The organism is Ruegeria discodermiae (assembly GCF_030758345.1).
Classification (GTDB): domain Bacteria; phylum Pseudomonadota; class Alphaproteobacteria; order Rhodobacterales; family Rhodobacteraceae; genus Ruegeria_C.
In genome coordinates, this window is the sequence record NZ_JAVAMO010000006.1 from 161,293 (window position 1) to 181,658 (window position 20,366).

Here is a 20,366-nt window from a genome sequence, read left to right on the forward strand (position 1 = left end):
GCGCGACATGCGCTTGCACGCGGGACGGGATGTTGGCTACGCTCGGCCCAGACTGCCAACACAGGAGAGCGGATGGCCATAGGTGCCCTGAACCCACCGCAGGAAGATGCGCCGAACGAGGTGCTTCTTGAGTTTCCCGACAACCGTTTGCTGATTGATCTTTGCGGAGAATACGACCGCAATCTCGCCCAGATCGAAGAGAAGTTGAGCGTGCAGATTCTGCGGCGCGGCAACCAGCTGGCGATTCTCGGCGATGAGACCGCGCAAAAGCAGGCCGAGGAGGTGCTCGAGTCGCTCTATGAGCGGCTGCAGGATGGCCGCCCGGTCGAAGCGGCCGATGTCGACCGCGAATTGCGCATGGGCAATTCCGAGCAGGGCACCGGCGCGCGCGACGGCGACCAGCTCGAAATGTTCACCGGCGAAAAGGTCGAGATCAAGACCCGCAAGAAACTGGTCGAGCCTCGCACGGATGCGCAGAAAGCCTATGTGCTGTCGCTGTTTGAAAACGAACTGGCTTTTGGAATCGGACCCGCCGGGACAGGCAAGACCTATCTGGCCGTGGCGGTGGGCGTGTCGATGTTCATCACCGGGCTGGTGGACCGGATCATTCTCAGCCGTCCGGCGGTCGAGGCGGGCGAGAAGCTGGGATACCTGCCGGGCGACATGAAGGACAAGGTTGATCCCTATATGCAGCCGCTTTATGACGCGCTGAACGATTTCCTGCCGGGTAAACAGCTTGCCAAGCTGATCGAGGAAAAGAAGATCGAGATCGCGCCGCTGGCCTTTATGCGGGGCCGGACGCTGGCCAATGCGTTTGTGGTGCTGGATGAGGCGCAGAACGCCACAACCATGCAGATGAAGATGTTCCTGACCCGGTTGGGTGAGGGCTCGCGCATGGTGATCACCGGCGACCGCAGTCAGGTGGACCTGCCGCGCGGTGTGCCCTCTGGCTTGGCCGATGCCGAACGCCTGTTGGGTGATGTGCCTGGGATCAGCTTCAACTACTTCACCGCCAAGGATGTGGTGCGTCACCCGCTTGTCGCCGCCATAATTGAAGCGTATGAGGCCGACTCCGGACGCGATTCCGCCTCCCGGACCGGCTAGGCGCGGTCCGGCAGCGCGGCAATGTCCCTGATTTTGCCGAGGCATGCATGGAGCTGGACCTGACACTGGAAGACACCCGCTGGGGCGACCTGTCGACGCTGGTAGAACGGGCTGTCGTCGCGGCGCTGGACCATCTGGGGATCGAATCGGAGAGTTGCGAGGTGAGCCTGCTTGCCTGCGGCGACGAACGGATTGCCGAGCTGAACGCGGCCTTTCGCGACAAAGTGACGCCCACAAACGTGCTCAGCTGGCCCTCGGTCGACTTGGCCGCAGACAGGGATGGCGGCACGCCCGAATTGCCAAAGCCCGATTTCACCGGCGAAATCGCCTTGGGAGACATTGCGATTTCTTTTGATACTTGCGCCAGAGAGGCCGATGCGGCGGGCAAAAATCTGCAAGATCACCTGACCCATTTGATCGTTCATGGTGTATTACATTTGCTGGGGTATGATCACGTCCGTGACGCTGATGCCACTCTTATGGAGGGGCTTGAGGTCGAGATACTTGGCAAACTGGGTCTGGATAACCCATATAATGAGTTTGCGGGGCCAGATGGACCGCGGGATTTGGATCAGGATTAATGGGCGACATAGAAGGCAGTTCTAGCGCAGCGCATCGCGCGCAGAGTGAGATTGACAGTGACCAGACCAGCGACAGGGCAGGATTGCTCGGTCGGATTATGGGGGCCCTGTCTCCGGGTGAGCCACCGGAAGAAAAACCACAAAACGGACCCGGCCTGCCCGCAACGCAGTTGCCCGGCCTCGTCAACTTGCGGCGGTTGCGGGTCGAGGATGTTGCCATCCCCACCGCCGAGATCGTGTCGGTTCCAGACTCGATTGCCCGAAAGGAACTGGTGAAGGTCTTCCGCGAAAGCGGGCTGACGAGGCTGCCGGTTTATGAGGGCACACTCGACACCCCGCTGGGATTTGTGCATCTCAAGGATTTTGCGCTGACCCATGGGTTCAACGGCAATTCCGCTGCCTTCGATCTGACCACGATGCTGCGTCCGATGCTCTATGTGCCGCCGTCGATGCCGCTGGGCGTGCTGCTGGCCAAGATGCAGGCCGATCGATGCCATATCGCGCTGGTGATAGACGAATATGGCGGCGTTGACGGGTTGCTGACCATTGAGGATCTGCTGGAACAGGTGGTCGGAGAGATCGAGGATGAGCATGATCCGGGCGAGGATCAGACCTGGATCAAGGTCAAGCCGGGTTGCTATATTGCGCAGTCGAGAACTCCGCTGGATGAATTCGAGGCTGAGATCGGTCAATCCCTGACCAGCCACGAAGACGTGGACGAGGAAGAAATCGACACGCTGGGCGGGCTGGTCTTCATGCTGTCGGGGCGTGTGCCCGCGCGGGGCGAGGTGGTGGTGCATCCCGACGGCCCCGAATTCGAAGTGATCGAGGCCGACCCCCGCCGCATCAAGCGATTGCGCGTCATGCTGTCGGACAGCGCCGGATGAGCCAGCGGTTGCGCTGGTCTCAGCGGTCGCGGCTGGCGCTCGCAGTGGTGCTTGGCATCGTGGCGGCGCTGGGTCTGGCGCCCTATCATCTGTGGCCGGCGACGCTGGGTGCGCTGATCTGTCTTCCGGTTCTTGGTTTGCAAGGCCGCACGCGCAAGCAGGCGGCCCTGATCGGCTGGGCCTTCGGGCTGGGATATTTCGGCCATGGCCTGTCCTGGATCGTCGAACCGTTTCTGGTGGACATTCCCCGCCATGGCTGGATGGCACCTTTTGCGCTGGTGTTCATGGCAGGCGGGCTTGCGCTGTTCTGGGCGGCGGCGTTCTGGGCGGCGGCAGCGCCGCGCCTGGGGAGCATCGGGCGCAGTTGGTTCCTTGTTTTCAGCTGGTCGCTGGCTGAGTTCGCGCGGGCTTATGTGCTGACCGGGTTCCCCTGGGCCGCGTTCGGACAGATTTGGGTCGACACCTCGCTGGCGCAATCGCTGGCCTATATCGGCCCGCAGGGGCTGGCCATCTCCACCTTGGCGGCCACGCTGCCATTGGGGGCCGCGATAAGCGGCACGGGACCCGCGCTGCCGCGCGTGTTGAACGCCGCGCCCGCGCTCTGCCTGCTGGCGGTTGCGGTATTGTTCAGCGCCGGGCAGCCTCCGGCCATGCTGACTGACAAGATCGTGCGGCTGGTGCAACCCAATGCGCCGCAACACCAGAAATGGGACCCTGCGCATATTCCGCGCTTTTTCCGGCGCCAGATCGAGTTCACAGCAGCCGGGCCAAGGCCCGATCTGATCGTCTGGCCGGAAACAGCTATACCGACCTGGCTGGACGAGGCCGGGGATGTGTTCCAGGCCATCAGTGATGCCGCAGGCGATGTCCCGGTTGTTCTGGGCATCCGCCGCTATGATGGGACCCGGATTTACAACTCGGCAGTCTATCTGGATGGCAAAGGTGCGCCGTTAAGTGTTTATGACAAGCATCATCTGGTGCCGTTTGGAGAATATGTGCCCTTTGGCGATCTGCTGGCCCGAGTCGGTATTCAAGGCTTCGCCACCAATGCCGGGCAGGGGTTCAGCGCGGGGCCGGGACCGGAGCTTATGTCACTGGGACCCATCGGTACCGCCCTGCCGCTGATCTGTTACGAAGCGGTGTTCCCGCAGGATGTGGGCGCGGCCCCGCCGCGCCCCGACATGTTGCTGCAAGTGACCAATGATGCCTGGTTCGGGTCGTGGTCTGGCCCCTATCAGCATCTGGCGCAAGCCCGAATGCGGGCGATCGAGCAGGGGCTGCCCATGGTGCGTGTGGCCAATACCGGCGTGTCGGCCATGATTGACCCATATGGCAGGACAATCGCTGATATCCCATTGGGCGTCGACGGATATGTCGATGCAAACCTGCCCGCACCACGCGGACCGACCTTTTATGCGCAGAGCGGTGATCTGCCGGCACTTCTGTTCCTTCTCTTTGGACTCGGCGGCGTGATCGCCCTGCAACGCAAGCGCTCTGGCTGATTTTGCGATTGACCCGCGCCTGCGCCGCGCGTATCCGGGGTCGAACCCACCACAACGGCTTCCTGGCGTGGTTGGGAAACATTTAATGGAGCACTTACATGTCCCGACAGAATTACATCTTCACTTCGGAATCCGTTTCCGAGGGCCATCCCGATAAGGTTTGCGACCGGATCTCGGATGCGGTTCTCGATGCCTTCCTGAGCGAAGAACCCGAAGCGCGCGTTGCCGCAGAAACCTTCGCCACAACCAACCGTGTCGTGATCGGCGGCGAGGTCGGATTGTCGGATCAGGACAAGCTGCACGAATATATGGGCAAGATCGACCAGATCGCCCGCGATTGCATTCGCGATATCGGCTACGAGCAGGACAAGTTCCACTGGAATACCTGCGAGATCACCAACCTGCTGCACGAACAATCCGCTCATATCGCGCAAGGCGTCGATGCGTCTGACAACAAGGACGAAGGCGCGGGCGATCAGGGCATCATGTTCGGCTACGCTACCACCGAAACTCCGGCGCTGATGCCGGCCCCGATCCAGTATTCACATGCGATCCTGCGGCGGCTGGCCGAAGTACGCAAGAACGGCACCGAACCCGCGCTTGGCCCGGACGCCAAGTCGCAGCTATCGGTGATTTATCGCGATGGCAAGCCGGTCGGTGTCAGTTCGGTCGTGCTGTCGACCCAGCATCTGGACGAGGCGCTGACCTCGGACGATATCCGCCAGATCGTCGAACCCTACATTCGCGAAACTCTGCCCGATGGCTGGCTGAGCCCCGAGACGGAGTGGCACGTGAACCCCACCGGTAAGTTCGTCATTGGCGGACCCGACGGGGATGCCGGCCTGACCGGGCGCAAGATCATTGTGGATACCTATGGCGGCGCGGCCCCCCATGGCGGCGGCGCGTTTTCCGGCAAGGACCCGACCAAGGTGGATCGTTCGGCGGCTTATGCGGCGCGCTATCTGGCCAAGAACGTGGTTGCGGCGGGCATGGCGGAACGCTGCACGATCCAGCTCAGCTATGCGATCGGTGTCTCCCGGCCGCTGTCGATCTATGCCGATACCCATGGCACAGGTCTGTTGCCTGATGCCCAGATCGAAAAGGCGATTGACCAGATCATGGACCTGACCCCGCGCGGCATCCGCTCGCATCTGGACCTGAACAAGCCGATCTATCAGCGCACCGCCGCTTATGGCCATTTCGGCCGCGAGCCAAGCGCAGATGGCGGGTTCAGCTGGGAACGCACCGACCTTGCAGAAGCGCTCAAGCGCGCGGCCTGACTGGCCTCAAGCGAATTCGCAGGGGCGGCCAACGGGCCGCCTTTGGTTTTTCAGCCCGCTATTGCCGCGCGCCGCGCAAGGCTTTAAGGGCCTCGCCATGAGCACCAAGTCGCCCGCCCGCCCGCACAGAAACTTCTATGGCCGCCTGAAGGGCAAGGCCCTCAAGCAGAGCCAGAAGGCCTATCTCGACGAAGACCTTGCCGCGCTGTCACCCGGCGCGGTGAATTGGGAGGAAAACCCCGAACGCACCCCGCTTGATCTGGACGCGCGCTTTGACGGCAAGCTGGTCTGGCTGGAGGTCGGGTTCGGCGGTGGCGAGCATATGGTGCATCAGGCAGCCTCGAACCCGGATGTGGGCATTATCGGGGCAGAGCCCTACATCAATGGTGTGGCGATGCTGCTGGGCAAGATCAGGCGCGCGGGCGTGAGTAACCTCGCCGTGCATCCCGGCGATGCGCGTGATCTGATGGATGTGCTGCCCGAGGCCTCGATCGCGCGAGCCTTCCTGCTCTATCCTGACCCTTGGCCCAAGAAGCGCCACCACCGCCGCCGTTTCGTGACGCAGGAGCATCTGGGGCCACTGGCGCGGGTCCTGAAGCCCGGCGCGATCTTTCGCGTGGCCACCGACATCCCCGACTATGTGCGCCAGACGCTGGAAGAAGTGCCCAAGGCCGGTTTTGACTGGTTGGCCGAGCGCCCCGCCGACTGGCGCGCGCCCTGGGACGACTGGCTGTCGACCCGCTACGAGCAAAAGGCGCTGCGCGAAGGCCGGGTGCCGCATTACCTGACCTTCCGCCGCGCGGGTTAGGCGTCGTTCAGCGTGCTGAACACGCGGCCCTTTGCGAACCAGGCGATCCCGAAAGCCCAAAGCGCGGTTGCCTCGACAAAGAAGGTCAGGTTTAGGCTGTTCCACCAGTTAAGGAAGCCCGGACCTCCGATCGCACCCTTGAAGGCCAAAAGCGCGACGCATGCCAGAATGGTCAGGCCGCAATAGCTGTAGAGCCGGTTACGCTTGCGCTTGCTTTCGATCAGAGCACCGTTCTGCTCGTGTCGGGCAGGGACCACCCGCTTCAGGACGATCAGGCAGTAAAGACCGAGATAGATGAACAGGATACCCGCCGCCGTTAAGTGCCAATCGCTGGCCGCGCTGAAGAGATTGAAAAATCCCTGCCCGGGCGCCTCGGCGACGGTGAGAGGATCACCATTGGTGACCTGCGCGAAGACCCGTGACAGGAATATATCGCGACCCTCGCAACCAGTGCCCAATGTCGCGACCGTTGCCACGATAAACGCTCCGAACCCGGCGATGGTACTGCCCCTGTCTTCAAGAATATGCTCGCCGGTATAGGCGATGAGAAACCCGCCAATGAAATAGAGCAGGCCAACAAAAACCGGCCCAAGTATCTGATCGTAATAGAAATGGCTGATACTGTCACGAAAGCAGCTGCCCAGCCCAATTGACCCCATGCCCAGAACCAAAGGCAATCCGATTGCGACGCCACCGACAAGAACTGCCAATCGGTTGAGGATAGCCGTGTTGTCGATATGGGTCTGTTGCGGCTGAAACAGACGCTCGGGGCCTTTTTCAAGAAACGTTTTCATCAAAGACATGGGGTGCTCGCAAATAGACCCGACAATGAAGCCAACATAGCACAACCCCTGGGTGCGGCGAAGATGGGATGTCCGGGCCGGGGTCTGCGGCATCGACAGGTGAGGCGCAGGCGGTAGACTGATTGCGTCAATATCGCCTCACAAGGTATTTTCCATGTCCGGATTTCGCATCACCAACTGCCATATCCACCTGTTTCACGCCGGCCATGTGCCCGAGGATTACCCTTACCGGTTCCTGCGCCTGTTCAAGAAAGCGCCGTTTCTGGTACGCGGGCTGGCCTTTCTCATGCGGGTGATTGGTCAGCATCCGGTGGCGGAAAAGCTGGACCGGCTCTACCGCTTTCAGAAGGAAACCCAATCGGAAAGCCAGCGGGTGATCCTGGAAAATGTGCAGAAGCACTATCCCGGCAATACACGCTTCGTGGTGCTGCCGATGGAGTTGTCGGCTTTTGGCTATGGCAGCCCACGCCTTCCGATGTCCGCACAGCATGATGAGTTGGCGGAACTGGCCCGTGATCCGGAGTTGCAAGGCCGCGTGATTCCGTTTGCCACCATCGACCCGCGCGCAGATCCACAGGCGAGCGAGCTTTGGCGCGCGGTGGATGAGCTGGGGTTCCGGGGTGTGAAAATCTATCCGCGGCTGGGCTTTGCCCCCGATGATCCGCGCCTGATGCGGCATCTCTACCCGAAGATGGCAGAGAAAAACCTGCCGCTGATGACCCATTGCTCGCGCGGCGGCGTGCAGGGGCGGGCGTTGAGCGATCACTGGGCGGACCGGTACACCGAGCCGGATGCCTATGCGCCGATACTGAAGGCGCATCCGAACCTGCGGATCTGCCTCGCCCATTTCGGCGGACAGCGCGATTGGTCGGCCTATGTGAACCCTGACCGCCGCACCCCGTTTGCCGATGAATACCGCAGCAACTGGCAGGTGCGAATCCGCCGGATGATTGAAAGCGGTGACTATCCCGGCCTTTGGACCGATATATCTTACACCTTGTTTCACTTCGAGGATTTCATCCCCTTCCTGCGTCTGTTTCTGCTGGGCGAGGATGAAGGGTCGGAACGCCTGCGCAGCCGGGTTCTGTTCGGGTCGGATTTCTACATGACGCGGCAAGAGGTGCTGTCGGAAAAGGCCGTGTGCTTCCGGTTGCGCAATGCGCTGGGTGAAGAGGTGTTCCAACGGATCGCCGAAGAGAACCCGGCGAAATGGTTGGGCGAGACCTGAACGGAGCCTGTGTCCCCGCCGCCAAGGCCGTTCGAACGGCCTTGCGCCATTCCTGCTGGACCCGGCCTGACCAATTCGGTAATCGGCCTGTGGTCGCTGAATTGAAGGAGCCCCCATGTCCGGACACGGTACGCCTATCCCGATGACCTCGCATCCCTGTGGTCCCTTGTCCGGAACCGCCGAGGTGCCGGGCGACAAGTCGATCTCGCACCGGTCGCTGATCCTGGGTGCCTTGTCCGTGGGCGAGACCCGGATCACTGGCCTATTGGAAGGGGATGACGTTCTGGACACTGCCAAGGCGATGCGGGCTTTCGGGGCAGAGGTCATCAATCATGGCGGTGGCGAATGGTCGGTGCATGGCGTGGGTGTAGGAGGGTTTGCCGAGCCGGATCAAGTGGTCGATTGCGGCAATTCCGGCACCGGGGTGCGGCTGATCATGGGGGCAATGGCGACCTGTCCGATTTCGGTGACCTTCACCGGGGATGCCAGCCTCAATGGCCGCCCGATGGCGCGGGTCACCGATCCGCTGGCGCTGTTTGGGACGCAGGCAGTGGGGCGTGCCGGTGGGCGCTTGCCGATGACGCTGGTCGGCGCTGCTGATCCGATTCCGGTGCGCTATGAGGTTCCGGTGCCTTCGGCGCAGGTGAAATCCGCAGTGCTGCTGGCGGGTTTGAACGCGCCCGGCCAGACCGTGGCGATCGAGCAGGAGGCAACCCGCGATCATACCGAGCGGATGCTGGCGGGTTTTGGGGCTGAGATCACGGTCGAAGAGACCGACGAAGGCCGGGTGATCACGCTCACCGGGCGGCCCGAGTTGAAGCCGCAGGTCATCGCGGTCCCGCGCGATCCCTCCAGCGCGGCCTTTCCGGTCTGCGCCGCCCTGATCACACCGGGCTCTGATGTGCTGGTGCCGGGGATCGGGCTGAACCCGACCCGTGCAGGCCTCTTCACCACGTTGCGCGAGATGGGTGCGGACCTGACCTATGAGAACGAACGCGTCGAGGGCGGCGAGCCGGTCGCCGATCTGCGGGCGAAATACTCGCCCGACATGACAGGGATCGAGGTGCCGCCGGAACGCGCCGCCTCGATGATCGATGAATATCCTGTACTGTCGGTTGTGGCCGCCAATGCCACCGGCACCACGATGATGGCGGGCGTGAAAGAGTTGCGAGTCAAAGAGAGTGACCGGATCGACGCCATGGCGCGCGGGCTGCGCGCCAATGGTGTGACCATTGAGGATGGCGAGGACTGGTGGTCGGTCGAAGGCCTGGGTATCGGACAGGTTCCGGGCGGTGGCACTTGCGAGACCTTTCTGGACCACCGCATCGCCATGTCCTTCATGGTGATGGGCATGGGCGCGAAAGCGCCGGTCACGATTGATAGCGGCGGCCCGATCGCCACCTCCTTCCCGATCTTCGAGCCGCTGATGGCAGGTCTGGGCGCGCGCCTGCAGCGCAACAACCGGTGAGCAGCCGGATGCCGTTCACCATAGCCGTTGATGGCCCGGCAGCGGCGGGCAAGGGGACACTCTCCAAAGGGCTTGCGGCGCATTTCGGGTTTGGTCATCTGGATACCGGCCTGCTTTATCGCGCCGTCGGGTGTCGGATGCTGGGCGGCGAAGACCCGGTTGCTGCGGCGCGCAGCCTGCTGCCCGAGGATATTAATCGCGCCGATCTGCGCACCCCGGACGTGGCACAGGCAGCGTCAAAAGTGGCAGTGATCGGTGATGTGCGTGCCGCGCTGGTGGATTTCCAGCGCGCTTTTGCCCGCCGGGCCGGGGGCGCGGTGCTGGACGGGCGTGACATCGGAACGGTGATCTGCCCCGATGCCGAGGCCAAGCTGTTTGTGACCGCCAGCGCCCAGGTGCGGGCTGAGCGGCGTTATCTGGAACTGACCGGAAAAGGTCAGGTCGTCACACTTGATGAGGTTCTGTCCGATGTGCGCGCGCGCGACGAGCGGGATATGAACCGGGCCGAGGCTCCGCTGAGACCCGCCGCTGATGCGGTGACGATCGATACCTCGGACCTCGATATCGATGCGGCGCTTTCGGTTGCCATCGCCGCGATTGAAGAGAAGAGACCCGCTCAGGGCTGAGCGCAAGCGTCACAAATCTCACCAAGCTGTGTCTCGCCAGCCCGGGCAAGCGTGCCTAGGTTGGGACCAGTCTAGAGGAGAGATCGCCGATGCTACGCTATATCCTTCCCTTGGTTCTGATCGCCTCCATGACCAGTGCCCAGGACGCCCCGGAACTCCCAGCGCCTGAACCTGCCATGACCTATGAGCGGCTGGGCCGTATCATCTTTGCGCTCGACCCCGAAGCGCAGCCGAGCGGGCCGGGCTTTCAGTTCGTGATCGAAGGGGTGCCGGTGCTGGTCGTGACCGATGCGCAGGCCGACCGGATGCGGGCCATGGTGCCGATCCGAAGCGCCAGCGATCTGAGCGCCGAGGACCTCACGCGCATGATGCAGGCCAATTTCGATTCCGCATTGGATGCCCGTTACGCGATTGCCAACGGCACGCTTTGGGCCGCCTTCATCCATCCATTGTCACCGCTGGAGAAGAACCAGTTCATCTCGGGGCTGGGCCAGACCGTGAATGTCGCCAAGACTTATGGCACGCTCTATTCCGGCGGAGCAGTGCAATATGGCGGAGGCGACAGTGGTGGTCTGCAGCGCCAGTTGATTGACGATCTGCTGAAAAAGGGCGAAGAAATCTGAGCCACTGACCAGAGTTAGTATTGCCTCGTTGGCTTTCCTTCCAGAGAGCCCCTAATCCCCTTTGAAAATCTGGCAGCGCGTTAACAATGCGCAAGACCCCTAAGCCTTAAGGTCGCAATTGTATGCGATCGAGCAAGCAATGGCGCGAGAGGCTCAGTTGTTTGGGAGTTTGGGGCTGAATCCGGATCGATCCGCGGGGCCGCGCTGAACCCTGCCTCTATTGGCTTTGCACTTGCATGGGATCGAAAATCCGCCTATACGCGCGCTGTCAACACAAGGACGGTCAACGTCCGGATGACGTATCTGAGCAGGGCCGGGTTACCTCGGCCCTTTCTGTTTGTGTTTTCAGATGCGTAGTCGGGCCACGTTGGGTGGGGACTTGAAACAAGACCGGCGGAGACAACCGCTCGGCCAGATAAAGTGAAACGTAAAGGAAAAAACCGCCATATGGCTAACGCATCCATGGAGGAATTCGAAGCCCTCCTGAACGAAAGCTTCGAAATGGACACGCCCGAGGAAGGGACCGTTGTCAAAGGCAAGGTCATCGCGATCGAAGCGGGCCAGGCCATCATCGACGTAGGCTACAAAATGGAAGGCCGCGTCGAGCTGAAAGAATTCGCAAATCCCGGCGAAGCCCCTGAAATCGCTGTTGGTGACGAAGTCGAAGTCTACCTGCGCGCCGCCGAAAACGCCAAGGGCGAAGCCGTCATCTCGCGCGAGATGGCCCGCCGTGAAGAGGCTTGGGACCGTCTGGAAAAAGCATATGCTGACGACCAGCGCGTTGAAGGTGCCATCTTTGGTCGCGTCAAAGGTGGCTTCACAGTTGATCTGGGTGGCGCAGTTGCGTTCCTGCCCGGCTCGCAGGTTGATGTGCGCCCTGTGCGCGACGCTGGCCCGCTGATGGGTCTGAAGCAGCCGTTCCAAATTCTGAAAATGGACCGCCGCCGTGGCAACATCGTTGTGTCGCGCCGCGCAATCCTGGAAGAATCGCGTGCCGAACAGCGCGCCGAGGTTATCGGCAACCTGACCGAAGGCCAGGCTGTTGACGGTGTGGTCAAGAACATCACCGAATACGGTGCGTTTGTTGATCTGGGCGGCGTTGACGGACTGCTGCACGTCACCGACATGGCATGGCGTCGGGTCAACCACCCGAACGAGATCCTGAACATCGGCGAAACTGTCAAGGTTCAGGTCATCAAGATCAACAAGGAAACCCACCGCATCAGCCTCGGCATGAAGCAGCTGCAGGAAGATCCGTGGGATCTGGTTGGCGCCAAGTACCCGCTGTCCTCTGTCCACAAGGGCCGCGTCACCAACATCACCGATTACGGTGCATTTGTTGAGCTGGAGCCGGGCGTCGAAGGTCTGGTTCACGTCTCCGAGATGTCCTGGACCAAGAAAAACGTCCACCCCGGCAAGATCGTTTCGACCAGCCAGGAAGTCGACGTCATGGTTCTGGAAATCGACGGTGCCAAGCGCCGCGTGTCTCTGGGCCTCAAGCAGACCATGCGCAACCCGTGGGAAGTGTTTGCAGAAACCCATCCCGAGGGCACCGAAGTCGAAGGCGAAGTCAAGAACATCACCGAATTCGGTCTGTTCATCGGCCTCGACGGCGACATCGACGGCATGGTTCACCTCTCCGACCTCAGCTGGGACGAGCGTGGCGAGGATGCGATCCAGAACTACCGCAAGGGCGACATGGTTTCGGCCGTTGTGTCCGAGGTTGACGTCGAGAAAGAGCGTATCTCGCTCTCGATCAAGGCGCTGGGTGGCGACAAGTTCGCCGAAGCGGTTGGCGGCGTGAAGCGCGGCTCGATCGTGACCGTGAACGTGACCGCGATCGAAGATGGCGGCATTGAGGTGGAATATGAAGGCATGAAGTCCTTCATCCGCCGTTCGGACCTGAGCCGTGACCGTGCCGAACAGCGCCCCGAGCGTTTCTCGGTCGGTGACAAGGTCGATGTGCGCGTCACCAATGTCGACAGCAAGACCCGCCGTTTGGGCTTGTCGATCAAAGCCCGCGAGATCGCGGAAGAGAAAGAGGCCGTGGAACAGTACGGTTCGTCGGACTCCGGCGCGTCGCTGGGCGACATTCTGGGCGCGGCGCTGAAATCCGGCGACTGATCCCCAAGGTCTTGAAGTTGAAGAGCCCCGCAGCGCCTGCTGCGGGGCTTTTTTGTGACCGGTTCAGGGTTCGGGTCGCAATCTGCGCCGATTTCTTTCAAAGAAATCGGACCGGAAACTTTCAAAGTTTCCGGATCGCCATAGAGAGGTGTTTTGAACATGCTGGGCAGGCCTGTTCTAGGGTGGTTTTGTAGGGGGCGACATTTGAGATAAGCTCTTTGCAAGTTGGATCGACGATATTTCGGAAGTTAGAGATGTCACTGGATTTGCTCCTTGCTCTGATTGCCGCCACTGCGGTTCTGGTGGTTATACCGGGACCGAATGTTGCGCTGATCATTGCCAACACCATCGCGCATGGGTTCCGCTTTGGTGCGGCGACCGTTCTGGGCACCACATTGGGCATTCTGCTGCAGCTTTGCCTTGTGGTGATCGGCCTGAGCGCGCTGTTGCAACTGGCCGCAGATGCGCTTTTGTGGATCAAATGGGCAGGTGTGCTGTATCTGCTGTTCCTTGGCATTCAGGCATTGCGGCAAGGCTTCGATCCGATGCCCGAGGCTCGGGCCACCGACCGACCCGTCACCGCCATGTTCTGGCAAGGCCTGTTTCTGGCGGTGATCAACCCCAAGACGCTTTTGTTCGGTGCGGCTTTCCTGCCGCAGTTTGTTAGCCCGCAGGCGGGTGGGTTTGGACTGATCTGGGCTGCGTCTGTTTATCTGGGCGTCATCTTTGTCGGCGATCTGGTCTGGGTTGCGATGGCACAATCCGCGCGCGGGTTCGTGCTGCGGCTGGGGCAATGGCGGCACCGCTTGACCGGCGGCTTTTTCCTCGCCGCGGGCCTTGGCCTGGCGGTTGCACGCTCTAACCCCTGAACGAGCGCGGCCATTTTGGCTTTACCTTGCGAATCAAGGGCTTCGACGCAGCCCCCTCTGACGTGTGTTTCTGCGACGCAGCGTAAGCCGATTTGCCGCAAATGCGCCGAACAAAGCGAAATCTTTCACCGAGGCGCCTGAAATAGCGGGTTTTGCCTGCGACTTTACGTTCCACACAAGCCTGAATTTTCATATACTTGCCGGTACGTTCACAAAAACTGTCGCGTCGCCTTGGGAGGGTAGAGCCTATGATCCGTTCGGAACTGATCCAGAAGATTGCTGACGAGAACCCGCATCTCTACCAACGCGATGTCGAGCGGATTGTGAACACGGTTTTTGATGAGGTCACCGATGCCATGGCACGCGGCGACCGGGTGGAGTTGCGCGGTTTCGGCGCGTTTTCGGTCAAACAGCGGGACGCGCGGATTGGTCGCAATCCCAGGACCGGCGAAACAGTGCATGTGGAACAAAAGCACGTGCCGTTTTTCAAGACCGGCAAGCTGCTCAGGGATCGATTAAACGGAAAAGCCTGACATGATGCGCTATATTCGCTACGCCTTTCTGGCCGCACTGATCATCGTTCTGGTGTCGGTGTCGCTGGCCAACCTCCAGATGGTGACCCTCAAGCTGATGCCGGATGCCCTGGCTGAACTTTTGGGGTTCAATTTCTCGCTGCCTCTGCCGGTCTTCATCGTGGTCCTTGGCGGGATCGCGACAGGGTTGATCATCGGCTATGTTCTGGAATGGCTGCGCGAGCACAAGCATCGCCGCGAAGCGGGTGAGAAATACCGCGAAGTGCGCAAGCTTGAGCGCGAGGTGAACAAGCTCAAGAAGCAGAAGAACGAAGGCAAGGACGAGGTGCTGGCCTTGCTCGAAGAGAGTAACTGACCAGCCATGCCCGCGGAAATCGGCGTCAAGATTTGCGGCCTGAAACAGGCCGAGCATGTGCGCGCGGCGGCAGAGGTTGGTGCGCGCTATATCGGGTTCAACTTCTTTCCCAAGTCGCCCCGTTATGTTGAGCTGGATCAGGCAGCTATCCTGGCCGACATCGTTCCGGTGGGGGTCGCCAAAGTGGCCGTCACTGTCAAGTCTGACGATGAAGAGCTTGATCGGATCACTTCTGCCGTACCGCTCGATATGCTCCAACTCCATGGCGGCGAAAGCCTGGAACGCGTGGCCGAGGTGAAGGCGCGATATGGCCTGCCGGTGATCAAGGTCATCGGCGTGGCTGATCAAGGCGATCTGGAACAGATCGACCTGTTCGGCGATGTGGCAGATCAGTTTCTGATCGAGGCGAAACCACCCAAAGACGCTCCGATGCCTGGCGGTCTTGGTCTGCGCTTTGACTGGCGGTTGCTGGCAGGGCGCAAATACTGGCGCAAGCCGTGGATGCTGGCTGGCGGCCTGACGCCCGAGAATGTGGGCGAGGCCATCCGTATGACCGGGGCAAAACAGGTGGATGTGTCGTCAGGTATTGAGATCGCGCCGGGCCAGAAGGATTCCGATCTCATCCGGGCCTTCATTCAGGCCGCGACAAACTGATCCTTGTGCCGCTGCGGGCCGTATCACTCCTTAACAGGAGGTGAAGCATGTTCTTGGCGGCCATCGGTGGGTTGGAACTGAAAAGCTGGATCATGGCGCCCGAGTTCTACTGGCGTGCGGGTCGGGTACTACGACAGGCCAGACGGGACCCCGGATGTCACCATGCTTCGGTCTTTCAGCGCGAGGGCGTGTTGCTTTCCTTGTCGGTTTGGGAAAACGCGCAGGCGATGAGACGTTATGCGACAAGCGGTCCACATCGGGCGGTTGTCAGTGCCGCCCCGAGATTGGCCATCACCCATCACTTTCACCATTTCCCCTGCGAGGATGTGCCGACCCAGGAAAACGCCTACGCCCGATGGCAGCTTGCACGGTTCGCAACATACGCCTGAGCGTGCGTTTTTCTGATGGCAAATCCCACGATTGCCCCATATGAACATCCCACACGAAGTCGGAGGGACCCATGGCCAACGATCTGTTTAATTCCTTCATGTCCGGCCCAGATGAACAGGGCCGGTTTGGCATATTCGGGGGCCGCTTCGTCAGCGAAACGCTGATGCCGCTGATCCTGTCGCTGGAAGAGGAATACAACAAGGCCAAAGATGACCCCAGCTTCTGGGCCGAGATGGATGACCTCTGGGCCAATTATGTGGGCCGCCCGTCGCCGCTTTATTTTGCCGAGCGCCTGACCGAACATCTGGGTGGGGCCAAAATCTACCTCAAGCGGGATGAGTTGAACCATACCGGAGCCCACAAGATCAACAATGTGCTTGGCCAGATCATTCTGGCCCGCCGCATGGGCAAGACCCGCATCATCGCCGAAACCGGCGCCGGGCAGCACGGGGTGGCGACCGCCACGGTCTGTGCCAAGTTCGGCCTGAAATGCGTGGTCTATATGGGTGCGCATGACGTGCAGCGCCAGTCGCCCAACGTGTTCAGAATGCGCCTGCTGGGGGCGGAGGTGATCCCGGTCACCTCGGGTCGCGGCACCCTCAAGGACGCGATGAACGACGCGCTGCGCGACTGGGTGACCAATGTACGTGATACGTTCTACTGCATCGGCACCGTGGCCGGGCCACACCCTTACCCAGCAATGGTGCGCGATTTCCAGTCGATCATCGGCAAGGAAGCGAAAGAGCAGATGATGAAGGCCGAGGGCCGTCTGCCCGATACGCTCATTGCGGCGATTGGCGGCGGGTCGAATGCGATGGGCCTGTTCTATCCGTTCCTTGACGACAAAGAGGTCGGTATCATCGGCGTCGAAGCAGGCGGCAGGGGTGTGAACGAAAAGATGGAGCATTGTGCCTCGCTTACCGGGGGGCGCCCGGGCGTGCTGCATGGCAACCGCACCTACCTGCTGCAGGATGACGATGGCCAGATCCTTGAGGGATATTCAATTTCCGCCGGTCTGGATTACCCTGGTATCGGCCCGGAACATTCCTGGCTGCATGAGGTGGGGCGCGCGCAATATGTCTCGATCACCGACAAGGAGGCGCTTGAAGCGTTCCAGCTTTGCTGCGCGACCGAGGGGATCATTCCGGCGCTGGAACCCAGCCATGCGCTGGCCCATGTGATGAAGATCGCACCAGACCTGCCCAAGGATCACATCATCTGCATGAACATGTGCGGACGCGGCGACAAGGACATCTTCACCGTCGCCAAGCATCTGGGTTTCGACATGTCAGACACCGAAGGACGCGAGGCTGACTGACGAAAAAATGCCAAAGGGCCGGGAGGTATGGCCGCCAGCCCAGCCTTGCGGTCAATGTGCCTGTGCCTCATAGCGTTTCAGGATATCCAGCGGAACAATGGCCAGAGCCCTGCGATGGGTTGAGGCCAGACTGACCTTGGGCGCGCAGCCCTCGTCATGGGCCTGCAGGAACCGCGCGGCGCACAGGCACCATTTGTCGCCCGGCTTCAGCCCTGCAAAGCCAAACTCCGGGCGCGGGGTGCTCAGGTCGTTGCCGACATATTTGGAATAGGCCAGAAACTCGGCCGTCATTACCGCGCAGACCGTGTGGCTGCCCCGATCCTGCGCGCAGGTGTTGCAATACCCGTCGCGAAAGAACCCGGTCAGGGGGTCGTTTGAACAGGGCTCAAGGGCTTCGCCAAGGGCATTTATGCTGTCATCGGGCTCCATAGGCCTATCTTACAGGTTTTGCGCGATCTGTCTGAACATTTCCAGATTGCTTTGATGGACGCCCTTGTCGCGGAACCCGCGATCGGCGGCGGTCATAACGATCAGCACGTCGCGCGGTTTGTCGAAATAGAGATATTGCCCATAAATGCCGCGGCCAAAGAACTCGCCTTCCTTCGCATCCGCGGGTATCCACCATTGATACCCATAGCCGCTCTGCCCGGCTTTGGTCGGGGCGCTGGCGGCGGTGGAATCCGCGATCCAGCCCGCCGGAACGATTTGTTTTCCCTCAAAGGTCCCGTCCTGCAGGATCATCTGCCCGAAGCGCGCGAAATCGCGCGTGGTGAAGTTGAGGCCGCCCAGAACAAAGGCCACACCCACGCCGTCGGTGAGGTAATAGCCGTCTCGCTCCAGCCCCAGAGGTTCTATGATCTTCTCGGTCAGCAATTCAGGAATGCTGCGCCCGGTCGCGCCTCGGATCACCATGCTAATCACATGCGTGTCGATGGATACATATTGCCAGGTCTCGCCCGGTTCGGCGAAGGTTTCGCTCAGCGAGGCCGCAAAATCGTCCATCTTGCCGCCCAGCGCCAGAACCCGGCCCATCCGGTTGATGTCGGAATTGTAGTCGAAATAGTCCTCGTCAAAAACCACGCCGCTGGCCATGTTCAGCACGTTGCGGATGGTTGCGGCCTCATAGGCGCTGCCCTTGAGTTGCGGCGCATATTTGATCACCGGATCATCCAGGGACGTGATTGCGCCGTCTTCCAGCAGAATCCCAAAAAGCGCGGAAAGGTAGCTTTTTGCTACTGACCACGAGATGCGCTGACCCTCGGGACTGGTGTCGAGAAAGTACTGCTCATAGCGGATATCGCCATCCTTGAGCACCAGCAGGGACGTCGCTGTTCGCGCCTCCAGCCATTGGTCGGCCCCCTGTGGCAGCTCGAATTCCGCGCCATAGGTCAGTTCACTGGTCGGGCCGTTTCCCCGGGGCAGGGGTGTAGAGAGAAAAGCCGCGTTCATGTTCGAGAAATTCGCGACGATCTTGTCTTCGTCAAACACCGAGTTCGCGGCCAGCAGGCGCCCGATTTCTTCGCGTTTCCAAAACCCGACGACCAATACCGCCAGCACAAGGGCCAGAACGATCCGCAACAGCCATTTCACGATCACCCGCATGACGTCCTCCTGTTTGGCGCTACCGTGGCAACTGACAGCCGCCCGGACAACGGCGACGTAAGGGCATATGCTCAGCGAAAACGGTCCAGGAGCTTTTGCATCTGGGAGCGGGTGTCTTCGGAGGGCTGTTCGGCGCGTGCGGGCGCGGCCTCGGGTTCTTTCTTCGCAGGCTTTGTGTTGGAAGACCGGGGCGGGGCGGTGCGCAAGGCAACCGCGTTCATGAACCTGCCGCCATCGCCTTCAGCCAGTTGCACTGCACCGTCGGAGACCCCGCGCAGAACGTCATCTAGCCAGGCCTCGTCTGCCTTGGCAAAATCGTGTAGCACATAGCCCGAAACCAGTTCCTTGCGGCCCGGATGCCCGATGCCCAGACGCACCCGGTCATACGCCGCGCCGATATGGTCGTGGATCGAGCGCAACCCGTTATGCCCGGCATGACCGCCACCGGCCTTGACCCGGACCTTGCCGGGGGCCAGATCAAGCTCATCGTGGAACACGGTAACATCGGTTGATTCGAGCTTATAAAAACGCATCGCCTCGCCCACGGACTGACCCGAGCGGTTCATGAAGGTCTGCGGCTTGAGCAGCAGGATTTTCTCGCTGCCCAGACGGCCTTCGGCGATCTGGCCCTGAAATTTGAATTTCCACGGGCCGAACCCGTGATCCTCGGCGATCCGATCCACGGCCATGAAGCCAATATTGTGCCGGTGGCCGGCATATTGCCCGCCCGGGTTGCCCAATCCGACAAACAGTTTCATGGCTGCGCTCCAAGCAAATTGTTGCTCCCAGGGTAGATGCACCGATTTGGCCCGGATTTCCAGCCGGATGTCCGCAGATACAATCGGCACAAAAAAACGGAGCCCGCAGGGGCTCCGTTCCGATCCTCATGTGATGAGGATTATTCTTCTGCGGCTACTTCCGCTTCGACTGCTTCTTCCGCCTCAGCGCCTTCACCTTCTTCGTCGTCATCCGCCGACGCCAGACCCGACGGGGCGGCGATGTTGGCGATCACGAAGTCGCGGTCGATGGTCGGTTTGGTGCCTTCGGGCAGAGTCACGCCCGAGATGGTGGCCACGTCGCCGATTTCCATTTCCGAGAGATCAACGATGATCTTTTCGGGAATGTCGCCCGCAGTACAGATCAGTTCAACCTCGGGGCGCACGATGGTGACAACGCCACCTTTGCGCAGACCGGGGGCCACATCTTCACCAACAAACTCAACCGGGATGAACAGGTTGATCTTGGTGGTGCGGCGCAGGCGCATCAGGTCGAGATGCGTCGGCAGATCCTTGACCACATCGCGCTGCACGTCGCGGCAGATGACGCGGACGTCGTCGTGGCCTTCGACTTTCAGGTTAAACAGGGTCGACTTGAACCGGCCCGCTTTCAGGCGCTTGAACAACACGTTGAACGGAATCTGGATCGGCAGCGGGTCTACGTCGCCACCAAACACAATGCCCGGAACCATACCGGCGCGACGCGCCTGACGAGCGGCGCCCTTGCCTGTCCCCGTCCGTTCCAGAGCTACGAGATCAGGAATCTCACCAGCCATGATAAATCTCCAAAGTTAGGGCAGGGTGCCTCCAAGGCTGTCACCCCGCGTGAAGTCGC

Annotated in this window: 22 protein-coding genes and 1 riboswitch; of the genes, 17 read left to right on the forward strand and 5 right to left on the reverse strand. The window is 60.8% G+C overall.

Annotation, left to right across the window (positions count from 1 at the left end; translation table 11 throughout):
- The first annotated feature begins 72 nt into the window (after positions 1–72).
- The 6 genes from Q5Y75_RS15450 to trmB all read left to right on the forward strand — a co-directional run bounded on the left by Q5Y75_RS15450 (position 73) and on the right by trmB (position 6,162).
- Positions 73–1,104: a PhoH family protein gene (locus Q5Y75_RS15450; RefSeq protein ID WP_306199040.1), complete on the forward strand. Its 1,032-nt coding sequence runs from the start codon at positions 73–75 to the stop codon at positions 1,102–1,104.
- A gap of 47 nt (positions 1,105–1,151) precedes the next feature.
- Positions 1,152–1,685: an rRNA maturation RNase YbeY gene (ybeY, locus tag Q5Y75_RS15455; protein ID WP_306199042.1), complete on the forward strand. Its 534-nt coding sequence runs from the start codon at positions 1,152–1,154 to the stop codon at positions 1,683–1,685.
- Positions 1,685–2,572 carry a CBS domain-containing protein gene (locus Q5Y75_RS15460; RefSeq protein WP_306199044.1) on the forward strand — a complete coding sequence of 296 codons (888 nt, stop codon included), beginning with the start codon at positions 1,685–1,687 and terminating at the stop codon, positions 2,570–2,572. Before ybeY ends, Q5Y75_RS15460 begins: the two co-directional genes overlap by 1 nt.
- Complete coding sequence (lnt, locus tag Q5Y75_RS15465; RefSeq protein WP_306199046.1) at positions 2,569–4,074, forward strand: apolipoprotein N-acyltransferase; 1,506 nt, start codon at positions 2,569–2,571, stop codon at positions 4,072–4,074. Before Q5Y75_RS15460 ends, lnt begins: the two co-directional genes overlap by 4 nt.
- Before the next feature lie 43 nt (positions 4,075–4,117).
- A riboswitch (SAM-SAH riboswitch) is annotated at positions 4,118–4,167 on the forward strand.
- A gap of 5 nt (positions 4,168–4,172) precedes the next feature.
- Positions 4,173–5,354, forward strand: coding sequence for a methionine adenosyltransferase (gene metK / locus Q5Y75_RS15470; RefSeq protein ID WP_306199048.1), 1,182 nt, complete (start codon positions 4,173–4,175; stop codon positions 5,352–5,354).
- A gap of 97 nt (positions 5,355–5,451) precedes the next feature.
- Positions 5,452–6,162, forward strand: a complete 711-nt coding sequence (gene trmB / locus Q5Y75_RS15475; RefSeq protein ID WP_306199050.1) for a tRNA (guanine(46)-N(7))-methyltransferase TrmB — start codon at positions 5,452–5,454, stop codon at positions 6,160–6,162.
- On the opposite strand, the gene Q5Y75_RS15480 is transcribed toward trmB, so the two are convergent.
- Entirely contained in the window at positions 6,159–6,965 is an 807-nt protein-coding gene (locus tag Q5Y75_RS15480; RefSeq protein ID WP_306199052.1) for a hypothetical protein, read from the reverse strand. The two genes, trmB and Q5Y75_RS15480, sit on opposite strands and share 4 nt — an antisense overlap.
- A gap of 154 nt (positions 6,966–7,119) precedes the next feature.
- Here Q5Y75_RS15480 and Q5Y75_RS15485 point away from each other — a divergent pair, with 154 nt between their 5' ends.
- From Q5Y75_RS15485 to trpB, 11 genes are all read left to right on the forward strand, one after another.
- Positions 7,120–8,193 (forward strand): amidohydrolase family protein, encoded by a 1,074-nt coding sequence (locus tag Q5Y75_RS15485; RefSeq protein ID WP_306199054.1) that lies wholly within the window; start codon positions 7,120–7,122, stop codon positions 8,191–8,193.
- Positions 8,194–8,308: 115 nt separating this feature from the next.
- Positions 8,309–9,661 (forward strand): 3-phosphoshikimate 1-carboxyvinyltransferase, encoded by a 1,353-nt coding sequence (gene aroA / locus Q5Y75_RS15490; RefSeq protein WP_306199056.1) that lies wholly within the window; start codon positions 8,309–8,311, stop codon positions 9,659–9,661.
- A gap of 8 nt (positions 9,662–9,669) precedes the next feature.
- Entirely contained in the window at positions 9,670–10,287 is a 618-nt protein-coding gene (locus tag Q5Y75_RS15495) for a (d)CMP kinase (RefSeq protein WP_306199058.1), read from the forward strand.
- 89 nt (positions 10,288–10,376) lie between these two features.
- Positions 10,377–10,910: a hypothetical protein gene (locus Q5Y75_RS15500; protein WP_306199060.1), complete on the forward strand. Its 534-nt coding sequence runs from the start codon at positions 10,377–10,379 to the stop codon at positions 10,908–10,910.
- A 447-nt stretch (positions 10,911–11,357) separates the two neighbouring features.
- Positions 11,358–13,034, forward strand: a complete 1,677-nt coding sequence (rpsA, locus tag Q5Y75_RS15505) for a 30S ribosomal protein S1 (RefSeq protein WP_306199062.1) — start codon at positions 11,358–11,360, stop codon at positions 13,032–13,034.
- Positions 13,035–13,288: 254 nt separating this feature from the next.
- Positions 13,289–13,903: a LysE family translocator gene (locus Q5Y75_RS15510; RefSeq protein WP_306199064.1), complete on the forward strand. Its 615-nt coding sequence runs from the start codon at positions 13,289–13,291 to the stop codon at positions 13,901–13,903.
- A gap of 248 nt (positions 13,904–14,151) precedes the next feature.
- Complete coding sequence (ihfB, locus tag Q5Y75_RS15515; RefSeq protein ID WP_249709668.1) at positions 14,152–14,436, forward strand: integration host factor subunit beta; 285 nt, start codon at positions 14,152–14,154, stop codon at positions 14,434–14,436.
- Between the two features lie 4 nt (positions 14,437–14,440).
- On the forward strand, positions 14,441–14,791 hold the full coding sequence (locus tag Q5Y75_RS15520) for a LapA family protein (protein WP_306199216.1): 351 nt from the start codon (positions 14,441–14,443) through the stop codon (positions 14,789–14,791).
- A gap of 6 nt (positions 14,792–14,797) precedes the next feature.
- The gene (locus Q5Y75_RS15525) at positions 14,798–15,445 is read left to right on the forward strand and encodes a phosphoribosylanthranilate isomerase (protein ID WP_306199067.1); all 648 of its coding nucleotides are present in this window, start codon (positions 14,798–14,800) and stop codon (positions 15,443–15,445) included.
- Between the two features lie 47 nt (positions 15,446–15,492).
- Positions 15,493–15,834, forward strand: a complete 342-nt coding sequence (locus Q5Y75_RS15530) for an antibiotic biosynthesis monooxygenase (RefSeq protein ID WP_306199069.1) — start codon at positions 15,493–15,495, stop codon at positions 15,832–15,834.
- 71 nt (positions 15,835–15,905) lie between these two features.
- Positions 15,906–17,153 carry a tryptophan synthase subunit beta gene (gene trpB, locus Q5Y75_RS15535; protein WP_306199071.1) on the forward strand — a complete coding sequence of 416 codons (1,248 nt, stop codon included), beginning with the start codon at positions 15,906–15,908 and terminating at the stop codon, positions 17,151–17,153.
- Between the two features lie 51 nt (positions 17,154–17,204).
- Here the strand turns inward: trpB and Q5Y75_RS15540 are convergent, their stop codons facing one another.
- From Q5Y75_RS15540 to Q5Y75_RS15555, 4 genes are all read right to left on the reverse strand, one after another.
- The gene (locus Q5Y75_RS15540; RefSeq protein WP_306199072.1) at positions 17,205–17,582 is read right to left on the reverse strand and encodes a DUF2237 family protein; all 378 of its coding nucleotides are present in this window, start codon (positions 17,580–17,582) and stop codon (positions 17,205–17,207) included.
- Between the two features lie 9 nt (positions 17,583–17,591).
- Entirely contained in the window at positions 17,592–18,755 is a 1,164-nt protein-coding gene (locus Q5Y75_RS15545; RefSeq protein ID WP_306199074.1) for a serine hydrolase domain-containing protein, read from the reverse strand.
- 71 nt (positions 18,756–18,826) lie between these two features.
- Complete coding sequence (gene pth, locus Q5Y75_RS15550) at positions 18,827–19,513, reverse strand: aminoacyl-tRNA hydrolase (RefSeq protein ID WP_306199075.1); 687 nt, start codon at positions 19,511–19,513, stop codon at positions 18,827–18,829.
- A 140-nt stretch (positions 19,514–19,653) separates the two neighbouring features.
- A complete protein-coding gene (locus Q5Y75_RS15555) occupies positions 19,654–20,307 on the reverse strand; it encodes a 50S ribosomal protein L25/general stress protein Ctc (protein WP_306199076.1) in 654 nt (217 codons plus the stop codon).
- Positions 20,308–20,366: the final 59 nt, after the last annotated feature.

Coding starts and splice junctions, on each gene's coding strand:
- Q5Y75_RS15450 (WP_306199040.1), top strand. CDS start 73: ATGGCCATAGGTGCCCTGAACCCACCGCAGGAAGATGCGCCGAACGAG.
- ybeY (WP_306199042.1), top strand. CDS start 1,152: ATGGAGCTGGACCTGACACTGGAAGACACCCGCTGGGGCGACCTGTCG.
- Q5Y75_RS15460 (WP_306199044.1), top strand. CDS start 1,685: ATGGGCGACATAGAAGGCAGTTCTAGCGCAGCGCATCGCGCGCAGAGT.
- lnt (WP_306199046.1), top strand. CDS start 2,569: ATGAGCCAGCGGTTGCGCTGGTCTCAGCGGTCGCGGCTGGCGCTCGCA.
- metK (WP_306199048.1), top strand. CDS start 4,173: ATGTCCCGACAGAATTACATCTTCACTTCGGAATCCGTTTCCGAGGGC.
- trmB (WP_306199050.1), top strand. CDS start 5,452: ATGAGCACCAAGTCGCCCGCCCGCCCGCACAGAAACTTCTATGGCCGC.
- Q5Y75_RS15480 (WP_306199052.1), bottom strand. CDS start 6,965: ATGTCTTTGATGAAAACGTTTCTTGAAAAAGGCCCCGAGCGTCTGTTT.
- Q5Y75_RS15485 (WP_306199054.1), top strand. CDS start 7,120: ATGTCCGGATTTCGCATCACCAACTGCCATATCCACCTGTTTCACGCC.
- aroA (WP_306199056.1), top strand. CDS start 8,309: ATGTCCGGACACGGTACGCCTATCCCGATGACCTCGCATCCCTGTGGT.
- Q5Y75_RS15495 (WP_306199058.1), top strand. CDS start 9,670: ATGCCGTTCACCATAGCCGTTGATGGCCCGGCAGCGGCGGGCAAGGGG.
- Q5Y75_RS15500 (WP_306199060.1), top strand. CDS start 10,377: ATGCTACGCTATATCCTTCCCTTGGTTCTGATCGCCTCCATGACCAGT.
- rpsA (WP_306199062.1), top strand. CDS start 11,358: ATGGCTAACGCATCCATGGAGGAATTCGAAGCCCTCCTGAACGAAAGC.
- Q5Y75_RS15510 (WP_306199064.1), top strand. CDS start 13,289: ATGTCACTGGATTTGCTCCTTGCTCTGATTGCCGCCACTGCGGTTCTG.
- ihfB (WP_249709668.1), top strand. CDS start 14,152: ATGATCCGTTCGGAACTGATCCAGAAGATTGCTGACGAGAACCCGCAT.
- Q5Y75_RS15520 (WP_306199216.1), top strand. CDS start 14,441: ATGCGCTATATTCGCTACGCCTTTCTGGCCGCACTGATCATCGTTCTG.
- Q5Y75_RS15525 (WP_306199067.1), top strand. CDS start 14,798: ATGCCCGCGGAAATCGGCGTCAAGATTTGCGGCCTGAAACAGGCCGAG.
- Q5Y75_RS15530 (WP_306199069.1), top strand. CDS start 15,493: ATGTTCTTGGCGGCCATCGGTGGGTTGGAACTGAAAAGCTGGATCATG.
- trpB (WP_306199071.1), top strand. CDS start 15,906: ATGGCCAACGATCTGTTTAATTCCTTCATGTCCGGCCCAGATGAACAG.
- Q5Y75_RS15540 (WP_306199072.1), bottom strand. CDS start 17,582: ATGGAGCCCGATGACAGCATAAATGCCCTTGGCGAAGCCCTTGAGCCC.
- Q5Y75_RS15545 (WP_306199074.1), bottom strand. CDS start 18,755: ATGCGGGTGATCGTGAAATGGCTGTTGCGGATCGTTCTGGCCCTTGTG.
- pth (WP_306199075.1), bottom strand. CDS start 19,513: ATGAAACTGTTTGTCGGATTGGGCAACCCGGGCGGGCAATATGCCGGC.
- Q5Y75_RS15555 (WP_306199076.1), bottom strand. CDS start 20,307: ATGGCTGGTGAGATTCCTGATCTCGTAGCTCTGGAACGGACGGGGACA.